This window comes from Streptomyces sp. NPDC005281, from assembly GCF_040607495.1.
In the GTDB taxonomy this organism is placed as follows: Bacteria; Actinomycetota; Actinomycetes; order Streptomycetales; family Streptomycetaceae; genus Streptomyces.
The window spans coordinates 39,152-54,754 of the sequence record NZ_JBEXGX010000024.1 but is presented as its reverse complement, the minus strand read 5'-3'; the positions used below and the strand labels follow the sequence as shown (position 1 = coordinate 54,754).

The following is a 15,603-nucleotide window of genomic DNA, read 5'->3' as shown; positions in this document are numbered from 1 at the left end:
GGGAGCAGGCCGGGTGGTCATGACGCCACAGTGCACTGGTCGCCGCGCCCGTAACAGGGGCAACCTATCCAGGGACTGGCTGACCCTGGATGATCGACTGGCATGATAAATACATGATTGACCGCGTCGGGTTGGCCGACTTCCTTCGCCGCCGTCGTGAGTTACTGCTCCCCGCCGATGTCGGTCTGCCCGACGGTGTGCGACGCCGCACGCCTGGTCTGCGGCGAGACGAAGTAGCGCAGTTGGTCGGCATATCCAGCGACTACTACGCGCGGCTGGAGCAGTGCCGAGGGCCACGTCCGTCCGAGTCGATCGTGGCCGCCCTGACTCGCGCGCTGCGCTGCAACCTGGACGAGCGCGACCACCTCTTCTACCTCGCTGGGCTGACACCACCGACACGTCGTGCCGGCCGGTCCATCCGTCCAGGGCTGATCAGCCTGGCCGAGCGGCTCGCCGACATCCCGGTCTGTATCTGCACCGATCTGGACGAGGTGCTGTGGCAGAACGGCCTCGCCGACATCGTGCTCGGCCGCCGGAGTGACGACCCTGGACGGGCCCGCAACAACACGTGGCGGTGGTTCACCGAACCCGGGGCTCGCAACCTGTTCCCGGAAGAAGACTGGGTTCGAAACTCTGCCGCGCACGTCAACGAGCTGCGCGCCACGCACGCACGCCGCGCCGGTGAGGACGACGTCGCGTCTTTGGTGGACGATCTGTTGGAACGCAGCGCCGAGTTCCGCTCGTTGTGGGAGCGGCATGAGGTCGCCGAGCGCCGCACGTACCGCAAACGCATCCTGCACCCCGAAGTCGGAGTGCTGGACGTGACCTGCGAGGTGTTGCTCACCTACGAGGCGGACCTCACCTTGCGCGCGTTCTTTCCCGTCGAGGGAACTGACGCGCGAGCGAAGCTCGACCTCTTACGTGACGCCAGAGCGCAGAGCCCTCAGTCGACCGACTGACTGCTACGGGTCAACCCGCTCAAGCGGCGCGGCGATTCGCTTGCAACTCCTCAACGGCCCTGTGACCACGAGCTCGACCAACACCACTCCTCCCTCTGAGGTGTGGATGTCGACAGGATCACGGCTTGAGGGAGCCTCAGCTCACCGGAAGTGGTGGACGAACTCGTGCCATTGTTCCTTCTTCTTCATCAGGCTGATCATGTGGTGCGAGCGCTCGTTGATGAGGTACTCGGCGCAGGAGGACCAGCCCCCGTCGACGACGATGTCGGTCCGGTGATGTAGGAGGACTCGTCGCTGAGGAGGGAGAGCGCCGTGTTCGCGATCTCATCGGCCTTGCCGGTCCGGCGGAGCAGAACGGTGTTGTTCATGATGCGCTCGTTCATCTTCTTCATGACCGGGTTGCTCGAGATGGCCGCGGTCATGTCGGTCTCGATCCTGGAGACGGCGGGATTGCTGCGACGCGTGCCCTCCCCGGGCGATGAGCACGCGGTCGCCGCAGTGATCACGGACGCGGGGCGAGAGCTGCTCGAACGGGTACTGCCCGGCCATGTCGCGGTCGTGCAGGAAGGCATGTTCGACGCCCTGGACGACCGGCAGGCGGAAGCGCTGTCCGATGCGCTGGGTGCGGTACGGGACCGGCTGCGGCAACTGGCGCCGTCCCCGGCTGAACGGCGGCGCGGCCGCAACTGAGCGTGGTGATGGTTCGCCCCCTCGCACGCTGTCGCGATTCCGGGGGCGCCGCTCGGCGGCGGTCGCGGCGCCCACCGGGACGGCGGGCCGCAGGCCGGGCTCCACCAGGTGTGGATCTCCCTGCGGGTGGCCACCGAGGTCCTGCCTCTGCTGGTCGACGCCGGCTCGATGGCTTGCGTTTCCGCTCTTCCCTCCGGCGCCGAGGACTACGTGCAGCTGCCGCACACAGGCGGCGGCGTCGAGCAGCCACCGTCGGACTGGACCTGATCGGACGGTCGGCGGGGCAGCGTGGCCCTCAGAGGTTGAGACTTCCGACCGATTGGCCGATCGCAGAGCATGTCAGGCCAGACGGAAGTCCGCGTCCTCCTCGGACGGCTCCAGAGGCGTGAACCGTCTCAGTTCGCCGCCTCGGATCATCCACAGGCAGAAGACAAGCCGCCGACCGGGATGCCCCACAGGCCCGTTGCTCCGTCCCTCGACACGCCGGATTCATGGGGCGGCCCGCCGCCGTCCCCCGGACGCGCGGTGGCCGACAACCCCGTCTGCTCGCGGCGCAGTTGCGCCATGGCACAAGAGCGACATGTGTGACCCCTTGAACGACGGTGGGGGAGGCCGGAGGATCCAGTGATCTTTCGATCTTCGCCGCGTCTCAGGAGTCTTCCTTGCCCAAGGTTCCCATCCCCCGGCCCGGGCCGATCGCCCTCGCCGTGGCGGCCGCGCTCACACTCGGCGTCATACCTGCGACTGCCGCTGTGTCCGCGTACTCCACCGGTGAGGCGTCGCACAACGACGCCGGACACCGAACCCCCGGCGCTGCCGGCACGCACACCATCACCCTGATCACGGGTGACAAGGTCACCATCGGGACCGCCGCCGACGGCACCGTCGTGCGCTCCTTCCAAGCAGCGAGCGGAGCCACCACCGGCTTCCACCGCGCTGTCGTGGACGGCGCCACCTATGTCTACCCCGACGCCGCCCTGCCATATGTGAGCGCCGGCAAACTCGACAAGCAGCTCTTCAACGTGACGCGGCTGATCGCCGAGGGCTATGACGACGCGCACAGCTCCCGGCTGCCGCTGATCGTGCGTTACACCGGAGCCGCCGCCAAGGCCCGCACCCGGACGAAGATGGCCGGCTCGACCGACGTCCGCCGCCTGGACAGCATCCAGGGCGCGGCCCTCGCGCAGAACCACAAGCAGGCACCGGAGTTCTGGTCCTCGCTCACCGGGGGTTCCGGCGCGGCGGCCCGGTTCGCGAAGCCGTCTTTCACGGGCGGCGTCGCCAACGTGTGGCTCGACGGCAAGGTGAAGGCAGACCTGGCCGACTCCACCGTCCAGATCGGCGCGCAGAAGGTATGGGCGGAGGGCGACACCGGCCAGGGCGTGAAGGTCGCGTTGCTCGACAGCGGCGCGGACACCGAACACCCGGACCTGGTGGGGCAGGTGTCCGACAGCGCCAGCTTCGTCCCCGGCGAGGACGACATCGCCGACTACAACGGCCACGGCACGCACGTCGCCTCGACCATCGTCGGCACGGGCAGTGCCTCCGACGGCAAGGAGCGGGGTGTCGCCTCCGGCGCCCGGCTGGCCGTCGGCAAGGTGCTCAACTCCGAGGGCAGCGGCCAGGAATCCTGGATCATCGCGGGCATGGAGTGGGCCGCCCGCGACCAGAAGGCCAGGATCATCAGCATGAGCCTGGGCGGCGGCGGTGACAAGAGCGACCCGATGAGCCAAGCCGTCGACGAACTCAGCCACGACACGGGCGCGTTGTTCGTGATCGCGGCGGGCAACGGCGGCCCGCACTCCATCAGCAGCCCCGGTGCCGCAGACTCCGCGCTGACCGTCGGCGCCGTCGACTCCACCGACACGCTCGCCGACTTCTCCAGTCAGGGCCCGCGTGACGGCGACGGTGGGCTGAAGCCGGAGATCACCGCGCCCGGCGTCGACATCGTCGCGGCGCGCTCGCACTACAGGCGCGGCTCCGGCTACTACACCACGATGAGCGGCACGTCGATGGCGACGCCGCACGTCGCCGGTGCCGCCGCGCTCCTCGCCTCGGAGCACCCCGACTGGACGGGCACCCAGCTCAAGGAGGCGCTGGTCAGCAGCGCCAAGGCAACCCCGGCGTACACCCCGTACCAGGCGGGCGCCGGCCGGCTCGACGCGCTGGCGGCCGTGCACACCACGGTCTTCGCCACCACGAGCGCCTACTCCGGCTTCTACACGTGGCCGCCGAAGCCGGGGCAGACCGATGTCCGGACGGTGACGTACACCAACGTCGGCGACGCACCGGCCGACCTCAACCTGGCGGTCAACGGCACCGTCCCGGCAGGGTTGTTCAGCCTCTCCGCCGACCACGTCACCGTGCCCGCCCACGGCACCGCCACGGTCACCCTGACGGCGGAGGTGGACAAGCTGGGTGGCGACCGGTCGGTCAGCGCCATGATCACCGGTACGGACGGCAGCGGAGCGGTCCGCGCCCGGACCCTGATCGGCGCGGCCCGCGAGGGCCAGCGGCAGAATCTGACCGTGGTCGCCAAGGACCGTTCGGGCAAGCCGCTGGAGGGCCGGGTCGTCCTGACTGCCGAGCACCTCTTCACAGTGATGGACCTCGACGCGTCCGGCACCGGCACGGCGAGGCTGCCCGTCGGCAGCTACAGCGGCTGGCTCACCGGTGACGTGCAGGGCGCCGAAGGCCCGCACTCGCGCGGCATGGTGCTGCTCGCCTTCAACGACGTGAAGCTGGACCGGGACCGTACCGTCACCCTGGACGGCCGCAAGGCACGCCGGATCCTGGCGCGCGTGCCGCAGCAGACCACCGCCGTCGCGCCGCGCCTGGACGCCCACCGGTCCTTCACCGACAGCCTGGTGGAGACGTCCATGCTGCCGGACCCGTCGTACGACAGCATCTGGGCGCTCCCGACCGGCAAGAAGGTCACCGACGGCGAGTTCGAGACCGGCGCCCGCTTCCGCCTCGAGCAGCCCGCGCTGACCGTGAGCACGAAGTCGACGACCTTCAACGACCCGCTGGTCAAGCGCGCGGCCACGCCGCTGCCCGCCGGTACCCGGAACCTGACGGCGGTCTTCGCCGGTGACGGCACGGCCGAGGAGCTCGCGCGGCAGAACGTGCGCGGCAAGGCCGTCGTGGTGCGCGGCGCCGGCACGGAAGGGATCAAGGCCCAGGCGGAGGCCGCCGCGGCCGCTGGCGCCCGGCTGCTGCTGGTCGTCAACGACGGCGTCGGCCGCCTGGAGCCCTGGGACGAGAACCCCTGGAGCCCTCAGAGCCCGGCCCCGGTGACGGTGGCGACGCTCAACGCCGACCAGGGCGCCGACCTGCTCGGCCAACTTCGGCACGGCGCGGTCTCGCTGAAGGTCACCTCGCACCCCACGACCGACTACGTCTACGACGTCGTGCACCACTGGACGGGCGCCGTTCCGGCGGACCCGACCTGGCGTGAGGGGTCCGAGGACCTCGGCCGGGTGAACGTCTCCTTCCGGAACTACCGGCAGGGCAAGGCGCTGGAGTTCCGTCCGGACGTCTGGCGCGGCTGGGCCGTCGGCAACCAGCTCACCGCGCCCGCCCAGGGCCGGCGCACCGACTGGGTCACCGCCGGCACCACGTGGCTCGACGACGCCTTCATCCAGGGCGAGACCGGGCAGCACTCCATCAACCCGCTGAACTACCCGGCGCGCAGGACCGGCAAGGTCAGCTGGTTCGGCCCGATCCAGCGGCCTCGTATGGGCCCGGTGAACTACCAGCCGGTGCGCTACCTCGACACGATGTACATCACCGCGCCCGGCTGGGGTGACTCGGGGTCCGGCCATGTCGGCGAGGCGGGCGCGAACTTCGACGTCAAGGACTGGATGTCGCTCTACCAGGGCGACCGGCAGCTCGACTGGGGCAACGCCGAGTACCTGCAGGTTCCCGGCCTCGGCGCCGAGCGCCTGCCCTACCGGCTGGTCCTCGACAACGACCGCGGCACCTGGGCCGACCCGTACTCGACGCACACGCTGACCGAGTGGGACTTCACCTCCGCGGTCACCGGCAGCGATGCGGCGGTGTCCCTGCCGCTCATCCAGCTCGACTACGGCGTGGACACCGACAAGTCCGGCCGTGCCGACCGGCACGCCGGCCTGACGGTGACCGCCTCGCACCTGCCGGGCACCACCGCCACCATCGGGAAGCCGACCGTCGAGGTGTCGTACGACGACGGTGCGACCTGGCAGCGGACCGACCTGAGCCGGTGCGACGACGGATGGCGGACGAACCTGCGCGCGCCGCGGTCCGCCGACTTCGTCACCCTCCGGGTCGGCGCCCGGGACAGCGCGGGCAACACCGTCTCGCAGACGATCACCCGGGCCTTCGGCCTGCGCTGACGTCACACCCCGGGAGATCAACTGGGAGCACCGCGTGGGTGGGACCGCAGCCGGCGGCCCCACCCACGCGGTGCTCCCAGTTGTCAGAGGATCCATGAGGAGACCTCGTCGCGGAACGGCAAGCGGCTGCTCGTCGACCGACTGTGGCCCCGCGGCATGAGCAGTGGATCGGCGCCGCCGGCACAGCGAGCCGCTAATTCCGTCGCTCCGTCATCCGGCGGGCGCGTGGCGGACTGCGCGGCAGCAGGTTCTTCGCCCCGAGGACGGCGAACACCTCTCGCGCGCGGGGCGGCGGCCGGTCAGGGTGTCTGCGGCAGAGCCTGCCCCGTCGCCTCGGCTTCCTTCGGCGCGGCGGGTCCCGTCTGCTCGGGGCTCCGGCCCCGTCCTCGGCTGAGCTGCGCCCCGACCGCCGAGGTCGCCAGGCTCAGCGCCGCGGCTGTGTACCAGACGACCCGGAAGTCGTGGTGCGAGGTGGCGTCGACATGGGAGCCGACGACCGCGACCAGGACGCCGACGCCGATCGTGGCCGAGATCTGGCGCACTGAGTTGACCAGCGCCGACCCGGTCGCCGCACGGTGTCCCGGTACCGCGTGCACGCCAGCGGCCACCAGTGTGCCCAGGGCCAGGCCCACTCCGGCACCGGTCAGCAGCTGGCTGGGCAGCAGCTCACTCACGTAGTCCGGTGTGACCGACGCGAAGATCGCGAACCAGACCATGCCACCGGCGAACAGCACGCCGCCCGCCGTGATCAGCGGTCCCTGCCCGAAGCGCTGCGTGGCGCGGGTGGTCAGCACGGTGACGACGGGCACGAGCGCGGGGCCGGTGGCCAGGGCGAGACCGGTGCGCAGCGCGCTCCAGTGCCAGACCTCCTGACACCACAGCACGTTCGACAGCAGCATGATCGAGAAGGCCACGCCGAACAGGAGACTGCCCGCGTTCGCCGCACCGAAGCGCGGCAGCCGCAGCAGGTCCAGCTCGAACAGCGGACGGGGGTGCCGCAGGGACCGGAGCGCGAACGCGGCGCCGCCGATCACGGCGACGGCCAGCAGCAGTAGGGTCTCGCCGCTCGTCCAGCCCTGGTCGGGTGCCTGGACCAGCGCCCCGGACATCGAAGCGATCGAGACGATGACCAGCAGGGCGCCGAGGAGGTCGGGCAGCGGCCCGGTCTCCCGCGCGGCCGGCTTCGGCAGCGCGGATCGGCCGACGACGAGCGCCGCGATGCCGATGGGCAGGTTGACGGCGAAGACCCACCGCCAGTCCACCTCGGTCAGCAGGCCACCGGCGACGGGCCCGGCGGCCGCCGCGAGTCCGCCGACCCCGGCCCAGCCGCGGGTGGCTTGGGTGCGGCGCTCGGCCGGCACCGCCGCCAGCAGCAGGGCCAGGGAGGTCGGGATCTGGGCCGACGCCCCTACGGCCTGCACTACCCGGGCCACGATGAGGGTTCCCAGGTTCGGGGCCAGGGCACAGCCCAGCGACGCGAGCGTGAAGACGGCGATCCCGGCGAGGAAGACCGGCCGCTGCCCTATGCGGTCTCCGGCACGCCCGGCCACCACCAGCAGCGCGGCGAAGGTGATCGCGTAGGCGTTGAGGACCCAGGACAGCGATCCGAGGCCCGCTGCGCCACCGCCTTCGGAGAAGTCCTTTCCCACGGCGGGCAGCGCGACGTTGACGATCAGCAGATCCAGGTTGGTCATGAAGACGGCCACCAGGACGACGACGGCGGCCGCCCGAGGGTGCTTTGAAAATCGAAGCAGCATGGACATGATGCAACCCAAGCACAGGGTGATTTGGAAATCAAACCTGGCCGGGTGATACTGGGACGGTGACCACACGCATCGACCCCCGGGACATGGCGGGGCGCCCGTGCTCCCTCGCCGCGGCCCTCCAGATCATCGGTGACCGCTGGGCCCTGCCGGCGATCCGCGAGGTCATACTCGGCAACCACCGCTTCCGGCAGATCGCCAGGAACACCGGCGCTCCCACGGACCGGCTCGCCGCGCGCCTGAAGGCGCTGGTGGAGGGCGGTGTCCTCGAACGGCGCCCGCTGCCGGACGACGCCCGCTACAGCGGCTACTACCTGACGGAGGCCGGGCGCGATCTGGGGGCCATCACTCGCGAGCTGATCGGCTGGGGCGACCGCTGGGTCGTCACCGCACCGCCTGCCCGGATCCGGCACCGGGATCACGAACTCGTCACCCACACGGTGTGCGAGACCTGCGGCGAGCGGGTCCACGGGGAAGATATCCACCGTGACGACCTCGTACCCGGCTGGGACCAGTCGGGCCCGGTGACGACCCCTTAGACCGAACGGCCCCACCTCAGCGAAACGAAGGTCCGGCATGATCAACGGCGCCCACGTCATCCTCTACAGCCAGGACGCGGAGGCCGACCGCGCCTTCATCCGCGACGTCCTCGCCTTCCCCGGTGTCGACGCGGGCGGCGGGTGGCTGATCTTCAAGCTGCCCCCGGCAGAAATCGCCGTACACCCCACCGAGGGCGCCCCCCAGCACGAGTTCTGCCTGATGTGCGACGACCTCGACGCCCAGCTCGAGGAACTGCGTGCGCGGGGCGTCGAGATCACCCGCCCGGTCAGCGAACAGCGCTGGGGCAGGCTGACGGCGGTGCGTCTGCCCAGTGGCGCCGAACTGCCGCTGTACGAACCTCGCCACCCCGTGGCCCACAGTCTGTGACACTCGAGCGGCCCCGCCCGGGTCCACCGGATGCTGACGGCACCATCCCGTCACGGTGAACCAGATCGCCGGCGACAACCGTCGTCGCGCCTGGTCGCAGGGTTCTGGCGGAATCATCCGCCGGGACGACCGCGTTCCCCCCGCGGAAACCCGGGCGAAGGCGGCCCGGAAGGTGAGAAAGGTGGCGACATGCTGGAGACGGTGGGCCTGACGGCCGACGAGAGCGAGGTGTACCGCCTTCTGATCGCCACCGGGACGGCGTCCGCTCAGGACATCTCCGGCCGCTCGGACCTCGACGTCGTGACCGCTCGGCTGCTGCTGCGCGCGCTGGAGCACAAGGGCCTGGCGTCGTCGGTCGAGGACACTCCCGAATGGTTCACGGCCGTGCCGCCGCAAGTGGCCCTCATGCCCCGGCTCCAACGCCACTTCGACGCCCTGGAACAGACCCGGGCCGCCGTCTACGAACTGGCGGAGACACACCGCCGCAGCGCATGGGCCCGGAGCACGGGCGAGGCCGTCGAGATCATCACCGGCGCGGCGGCACTGCGCCAGCATCTGCGCCAGCTCCAGCACGGCGCCGACCGCGAGATGATGTGGTTCGTGAAGGCCCAGTACGTGGCCATGTCCCCGGAGAGCAATCACGAGGAGTTCGACGCGCTGGACCGGGGCGTGCTCTACCGGGCCCTGTACGAGCAGGCGTACTTCGACGACCCCGACTCGGTGGACTACGTCGTCAAGGGCGTGTGCGCCGGAGAGGTCGCCCGGGCGGTGCCTCTGCTGCCGCTGCGGATGGCGATCGCCGACCGCTCGGTGGCCATCCTGCCGCTGGCCGCCTCGGGCACGTCCAGCAACCCCCGTGAACTGCGGGCCGCGGTGGTGCGGGAGAGCAGCCTGCTGGACACGCTCATCGCCCTGTTCGAACACCACTGGGAGATCGGTGCCCCGCTCCGGGTGACCGAGGAGGGCCAGATCCGCGGCGCCGGCACCACGGACGCCGCCTCGCCGGTCGGGGAGGACCGGCACCTGCTTTCCCTGATGGTCGCCGGCATGACGGACGAGGCGATAGCCGGACAGCTGCGGGTCAGCAAGCGCACCGTCCAGCGGCGCATCCAGGGCCTGATGGGCCTGGCGGGCGTCGCGACCCGTATGCAGCTGGGCTGGCACGCGGCCCGCCGCGACTGGCTCTGAGCACGGCGGACGCCGCAACGCACACGGACAGGGCCCACCGGACATGTCCGGCGGGCCCTGTCCGTGTGCGTTGCGGCCGCTGCGGCCGGGCTGCGCTGCTCGCGGAAGCAGTTGCTCGAGGACGTGACTACTCCGTGAAGGCGGCTACTTGAGCAGGTAGCCTTTGATGACGGTCTCCTTGAAGGAGTTGCCCGCCGCGTCCTCGACGTGGACGCGCAGGCTGACCGAGCCGCCCGCGGCGCGGCGCGGGTGCTCCACGGTCACGGTGCGCTCCATGCTGGAACCCTTGACCCGCACCGACTGCCAGGTCTTCCCCTCGTCGAAGGAGACCTCGGTGGTGAAGAGGCGGATGGGCGACGCCGGTGCGCCGGCCGTCCGCTGGATCAGGACCGGGATGTCGAGCTTGCGGCCGGCCTCTGCCCGGTTCCACTCGTCCAGCTTCGGCGACATACGGACCGCGTACAGCGGCAGCGCCTGCCGGGTTGCCGTGCTCTGCGACCGGAACCGCCATTCCGCCCGCACGCTCGTGGAGACGGAGCTGGGGGCCATGTCACGGTCGTGCTCGACCGTCAGACGGTAGTCGGCGGGGGTGGCGTCGGCCGGGACGTCGCTCATGCTCCAGTCCTGGGAGACCAGCTCGCCGTTGCGCCACAGCTTCACCTCGGGCAGGCCGGACGTGGTGTCGGCCACCAGGTCGAGGTTGCCGTTCGCGGCCGACTGGAAGGGCCGGTACATCGTGTCGCCCTCGCGGAAGGCGGCCATCTGGGACGAGAGTCCCACGGCCTGGATCCCGCCGTTCCAGCGCTCCTCGACCCGGGAGCCGGCCTGGTAGCCGTGCAGGTCGCTGAGGTAGCTCTGCCCGTGCGCGTTCGGGTCGAGGAAGCTGTTCTGGTCGAAGGCCGTCTGCCAGCGCAGGCCTTCGGCCGCCGAGAAGTAGTCGACGCGCCGGGCCGGGACCGGGATTCCCTCCATCGCCCGGCCGCTGAAGCGTATGTTGCCGACGTACGTCCAGACGATGCGCGTGGCCGTGGTTCCCGGCGTGGTGGCGGCGAACGTGGTGTTCACCCTGGCCAGTTCCGACGTGCGGGGGTGGTAGGCGGGATCTGCCGGGATGGCGCCGTGCACCGGTCGCGTGAGGTAGTAGACCGAGGCGGGGTTCCCGTCCGCGCCGGCCGGGTCGCCCCAGACGCTGGTGACGAGGTAGGTGAACTTCGAGTCCTTGTACCGGGCCGTCGGCACCGCGTACACGCCGTCGATGTGGTCGGTGCCGATCGCGTTGTTCATGGTGACCGAGAGCAGCTGGTCGGCCATGCTGATCGTGCCGATCTCGGCCGACATGATGCGCGCGGAGCGGCTCGGTGCCGACACCGTGACGGGCCTCGCCTTCCGGGCGTCGATGGTCACCTGCCGGTCGGCGGTCATCACGACCTTCGGCACGCCGACGATGGTGCCCTCGGTGAAGGAGGCGTCGAAGTAGAAGCCGCTCACCGAGTAGGTGTCCTTCGGCAGTCGCACCACCGTGCTGCTCCTGCCGAGCGCCTCGACCTCGTACGCCTTGCCGTCGGCCGAGTTGACCAGCAGGTAGGCGTTGTCGGGGGCGGCGCCCGTGCGGCTCTTCATGCCGATGCGCAGGTCGTAGGACGGCTGCTCGACGTCCATGCCGAACGGGACGCGCACCGACACCTGGTCGTCCGCGGTGCTTGCGATCACCGCACCGCTGTAGGCGGCGTACGTCGCGGTGGCTTCCGGGGTCGCGGTGAGGGTGACGGCCGCGGTTCCGTGCGCGGGCACGACGACCGTGTCGGCGCTGAGCCGGAACAGCCCGGCGGGGGCGGGCACGTCCTTCTTCCCGGTGCTCGGGTTGTCCTTCAGCTGAAGGGTTACCGGCGCGGCGCCCGGGTTGCGGTAGGTGATGCTCTTGGTCACCGGAGGCCGATTGCCGTCCGTCCAGCGGATCAGCCCGAAGTCCAGTGCGTCGGTGTCGGCGGTGACGTCCTGGTCGACCGCCCGGGCGACGTCGACACGTCCGGCGCCCTGGAAGTAGGCGCCGTGCTCCTTGGCGCCGGTCGCCGACTGCATCAACTGGCTCTTGACCTGCTCCGCCGTCCAGTCGGGGTGCTGCTGGAACAGGATGGCGGCGGCTCCGGCCACATGGGGCGTGGCCATGGACGTACCGCTCATCGCGACATAGCCGTCGTCGGCGGTGGTGCCACCCGCCCTCGCGGCGACGACGTTGACGCCGGGGGCGATGATGTCGGGCTTGAGGCCGGAGTCGCCCACCCGCGGGCCGACCGAGCTGAAGGCGGCGAGGTCGTCGTCCTCCTCGGCCGCGCCGACGGCAAGCGCCCGGTCGTCGGAGGCGGGCGAGGAGACCTTGCCGGGACCGCTGTTGCCGGCCGCGGCCACGACCAGCGTGCCGTAGTCACGGGTCACGGTGTCGACCATGGCCTCGAGGGCGTCGGTCTCCGGTGTGTCCGTGTCGCCCAGGCTGAGGCTGATCACCTTGGCGCCGTGCTGGGCGGCCCAGGCCAGTCCCTCGACGATGTCCGAGTTGTCGCAGTTGCCGTCCGCGGTGCACACCTTGCCGGACAGGATCTGCACACCGGGTGCCACACCCTTGTACTTGCCGTCGGAGGCCGCGCCGGAACCGGCGACCGTGGAGGTCACATGGGTGCCGTGACCGTTCAGGTCATCGGTGTTCGGCTCGGTGGTGAAGTTCGCGGACTCGGTGACGAGGCCCTTGAGGTCCGGGTGGTCGGGGTCGTAACCGGTGTCGAGCACGGCGACCTTGACGCCGGTGCCGGTGTAGCCCTTCTCCCAGGCGTGCGGGGCGCCGATACGCGGCACCGTGCTGTCGAGCTGGATCCTGGAGTGGCCGTCCAGCCAGACCCGGCGCACACCCGCTCCGAAGGACGTGGCGTCCGCCCGGCCGGGGGCGATGCCCTTCCAGAACCCGGCGGCGTCCGCGCGGTGTTCGCCGAGGGTCGCGAAGGGGGTCCCGCCGATGGGGCGGACGGTGTCGGCGCCGGCGGCGGCCAGCTGTCGCCGGGCGGTGCCCGCGTCCCCGGCGTACTCGACGATCAGCGGCAGGCTCGACCGCTGCGCGTACTTGCCCCGGACCAGGGCGGAGACGTTGAACAGCGCCTTGTCGAGGCGGCCCGTCGCGAGCAGCGGGAGCGTGTCGGCGGGTATGACCGTCCAGTCGCGACCGGCCTGGCGCTTGATGAACGCGACTCGTTCGCGGCCCTCGGCGGGTTCGACCGACACACTCTGCTTGCCCGAGGTGTCCGTCTCCAGCGTGACGCGGTCGCCGGTGATCAGGGTGAGCTGATGCCGGGAGGTGATCGGCGCCCGGGCCGCTCCGGTCTGCGCGGCGGCTTCCGTTCGCCCGGTGTGCGGGCCGAGGTCCTGCGCGGCGCCCGGGGCGGCGGTCAGACCGGCCACGAGCGCCACGAGGGCGGCGGCTGCCACCGTATGCCGGGGCCGGGGAGGGCGGATCCCGCGGCGCCACCTGTTGTTCATGTCTCTCATGGGAGGACAGCGTGGTGCCGTCAAGTGCCGAGGTCAGCAGTTTGCCCTGTCCACCAGGCGTCAAGTCACCTTTACGCCAGCCCCTATGCTTCAGAAAAAGGGCAAAAGAGGCCAGGTCGGCGGCTCGTGGACGGACCGAGCGAGCCGCTCCCCGGAGGCGGACGCCCGCGGCATCTCCACCGGAGCACCTCCGCTCGCGCGGAGTCGACACCGGGTCCTCGTACGGGGTCGACACCGGGTCCTCGCACGGGATCTTGCAACAGCACGGGACACCTCCGCTCGCGCGGGGCCGACTGGGAATGCGCGATGTTCGTCAGGTGGGGCGGCGGGAGACCTCTGCTCGCGCGGAGCCCATGCGGTCGTGACGTCCAGGGATGGCCGTTCTCCGGGCCACCTCGTCGCCGCCCTGGTGAAGTCGGCCGGCGACGACATGGAGACCAGGCCACTCAAGGTGCTCGCGCAGGGCCGGCGCGGGACATGGATGCTGGAAGCCCTGTCCGGCGCCCAGCTCGCCCCGCCTCTGGCGCGTGCGGCCATCCAGGTGCCGGGGACGCGACGGACCCCGCCGATAGGGCTCGGCCCCCGGACCGGACCCGGGAGACCTTCTTCCACCGGTGGCGAGGCCCGTCAGACAGCCGCCCCGCCAGGCCCGCTGACGGCACATTCGGGAGATGGACGAACCGTGCCGCCCCCGTCCGGCCGGACAGATCAGATGCCTCGAAGCGCGACCCGTTGTCCGTCAGGGCTGCAAGCGCGCCTGGACGAGACGCCGGTCGAACGAGCACGGTCGGCTCCGACAGGACGGCATCCCGGTCGACGGGGCCGTAAGCGATGTTGAATGTGTCGAGCGAGTACGACCACCCGCGGATTCCCAAGGCGCTGGTGCACCGGCAGTTCAACTGCCAGCGGACCGATTGCCCGGCAAGCAGACGAACTGGCGGCGGCCTGCACGGCCGAGGCGGCAAGCCCAAGAGCGGCTCCGCACGAGCCAGCACTCGGAGCCGATCACCTTCGTCCCGCAGGCTGACACCGATCTCGCGAAGGTCCTTCTGGCTTGGCCTGGGCGGTTGGTGGCGGAACTACTCTGCCGGTCAGTGCCTGCTGGCGGACCGTTTGCGACTGACCACAACAAGTCCCGTGCCCGCGATGAGCATCGCGCCGGCCGCGCCGACCCCGACGCGCCCGAGAGTGGTGAGTCCTGTTTCGGCGAGGGCCGGGGTGCCGGACTCCGCGCGGGCGGCAGCGAGAATAAGGTCCGTGATGGCGTCAGGGTGGGAAATCATCACACTGTGTGAGGAGTCGATCTCGACGGTGTGCGACCCGGCGCGCTTGGCCTGGAAGCGCTCCAAGTCGGGTGAGATGGCCTTGTCGTTGGTGGCGACGGCGGCCCAGGACGGGATGGTCCTCCACGCGGCGGACGTGACTTTGTCGGTGAAGGCCGTGGCCGAGATGGGACGCTGGGCCGCAGCCGCCACCGATGTGGCGGCCTCGGGGAGGTCCGCGGCTGCGACGGCGCGGAACTTGTCCGGCGAGACGTACAGATCTGTGCCCGAGGAGCCGTCCGCGTTCTTGATGGGCACTTGCACCAAGGCCGGGTTGAGCTCGCTGCCGGGGAATTTCGCGCCGAGCTGGCCGAGCGTCTCGCCCTTGTCCGGCATGAAGGCGGAGACGTACACGAGTGCCTTGACGTTGGGGTTGCCGGTGGCGGCCTCGCTGATCACTGCGCCACCGTACGACTGGCCGACCAGGACGATGGGGCCCTTCACGCTGCGGAGGATGCTGGCGATGTAGGCAGAGTCGGCAGGCAGACCGCGCAGCGGATTGGGAGCAGCGATGACCCGGTAGCCGTGGCTCTGCAGGCGTCCCACGACGGCGTTCCAGCTGGACGCGTCGACGAACGCGCCGTGCACCAGTACGACGGTCGGCTTGCTGCCGGCGGCACCTGCTTCGGTGTCGGCACTTGAGGCTGCGGCCCCTCCGTCGGCGAAGGCCGGCACCGACGCCGACAGAGCCGCCGCGGTGAGCAGTGCGGCAGCGGCGGCGTGTATTCGGCGGCGGTGGGGTCGCGGCGCAGAGGACGGCGTCATGGGTGCTCTCCTTCGATGGACGGGCTGGCTGATGGAAGCCTGTCCATCACGCGACAAACCCGCATTCGCGGCGAAGCACACG

Annotated in this window: 11 protein-coding genes and 1 pseudogene; 7 read left to right on the top strand and 5 right to left on the bottom strand. The window is 70.6% G+C overall.

Going from position 1 to position 15,603, the window contains the following annotated elements; translation table 11 throughout:
* The first annotated feature begins 113 nt into the window (after positions 1-113).
* On the top strand, positions 114-959 hold the full coding sequence (locus ABZV42_RS29310) for a helix-turn-helix transcriptional regulator (RefSeq protein WP_355984902.1): 846 nt from the start codon (positions 114-116) through the stop codon (positions 957-959).
* A gap of 197 nt (positions 960-1,156) precedes the next feature.
* On the opposite strand, the gene ABZV42_RS29305 is transcribed toward ABZV42_RS29310, so the two are convergent.
* Positions 1,157-1,342 (bottom strand): SDR family oxidoreductase, encoded by a 186-nt coding sequence (locus tag ABZV42_RS29305; RefSeq protein ID WP_356054414.1) that lies wholly within the window; start codon positions 1,340-1,342, stop codon positions 1,157-1,159.
* Between ABZV42_RS29305 and ABZV42_RS29300 the strand changes: the two genes are divergently transcribed.
* From ABZV42_RS29300 to ABZV42_RS29290, 3 genes are all read left to right on the top strand, one after another.
* Positions 1,272-1,649 (top strand): hypothetical protein, encoded by a 378-nt coding sequence (locus tag ABZV42_RS29300; RefSeq protein ID WP_355985022.1) that lies wholly within the window; start codon positions 1,272-1,274, stop codon positions 1,647-1,649. The genes ABZV42_RS29305 and ABZV42_RS29300 overlap by 71 nt on opposite strands.
* A 108-nt stretch (positions 1,650-1,757) precedes the next feature.
* Positions 1,758-1,916: a hypothetical protein gene (locus tag ABZV42_RS29295; protein WP_356054338.1), complete on the top strand. Its 159-nt coding sequence runs from the start codon at positions 1,758-1,760 to the stop codon at positions 1,914-1,916.
* 395 nt (positions 1,917-2,311) lie between these two features.
* Entirely contained in the window at positions 2,312-6,025 is a 3,714-nt protein-coding gene (locus ABZV42_RS29290) for a S8 family serine peptidase (protein ID WP_356054336.1), read from the top strand.
* 299 nt (positions 6,026-6,324) lie between these two features.
* Here ABZV42_RS29290 and ABZV42_RS29285 read toward each other — a convergent pair whose 3' ends face one another.
* Positions 6,325-7,788, bottom strand: coding sequence for an MFS transporter (locus ABZV42_RS29285; RefSeq protein ID WP_356054334.1), 1,464 nt, complete (start codon positions 7,786-7,788; stop codon positions 6,325-6,327).
* A gap of 59 nt (positions 7,789-7,847) precedes the next feature.
* On the opposite strand from ABZV42_RS29285, the gene ABZV42_RS29280 reads away from it, so the two are divergent.
* The 3 genes from ABZV42_RS29280 (at position 7,848) to ABZV42_RS29270 (ending at position 9,903) form a co-directional block, all read left to right on the top strand.
* A complete protein-coding gene (locus ABZV42_RS29280) occupies positions 7,848-8,327 on the top strand; it encodes a helix-turn-helix domain-containing protein (RefSeq protein ID WP_356054332.1) in 480 nt (159 codons plus the stop codon).
* A 37-nt stretch (positions 8,328-8,364) separates the two neighbouring features.
* Positions 8,365-8,715: a VOC family protein gene (locus ABZV42_RS29275; RefSeq protein ID WP_355984891.1), complete on the top strand. Its 351-nt coding sequence runs from the start codon at positions 8,365-8,367 to the stop codon at positions 8,713-8,715.
* A gap of 189 nt (positions 8,716-8,904) precedes the next feature.
* Positions 8,905-9,903, top strand: coding sequence for a helix-turn-helix domain-containing protein (locus tag ABZV42_RS29270; protein ID WP_355984889.1), 999 nt, complete (start codon positions 8,905-8,907; stop codon positions 9,901-9,903).
* A 144-nt stretch (positions 9,904-10,047) separates the two neighbouring features.
* Here ABZV42_RS29270 and ABZV42_RS29265 read toward each other — a convergent pair whose 3' ends face one another.
* From ABZV42_RS29265 to ABZV42_RS29255, 3 genes and pseudogenes are all read right to left on the bottom strand, one after another.
* A complete protein-coding gene (locus tag ABZV42_RS29265; protein ID WP_356054330.1) occupies positions 10,048-13,425 on the bottom strand; it encodes a S8 family serine peptidase in 3,378 nt (1,125 codons plus the stop codon).
* 785 nt (positions 13,426-14,210) lie between these two features.
* Positions 14,211-14,498 (bottom strand): annotated as a pseudogene (locus ABZV42_RS29260) (hypothetical protein); the annotation flags it as partial.
* Positions 14,499-14,525: 27 nt separating this feature from the next.
* The gene (locus ABZV42_RS29255; protein ID WP_356054328.1) at positions 14,526-15,521 is read right to left on the bottom strand and encodes an alpha/beta hydrolase; all 996 of its coding nucleotides are present in this window, start codon (positions 15,519-15,521) and stop codon (positions 14,526-14,528) included.
* Positions 15,522-15,603 lie beyond the last annotated feature (82 nt).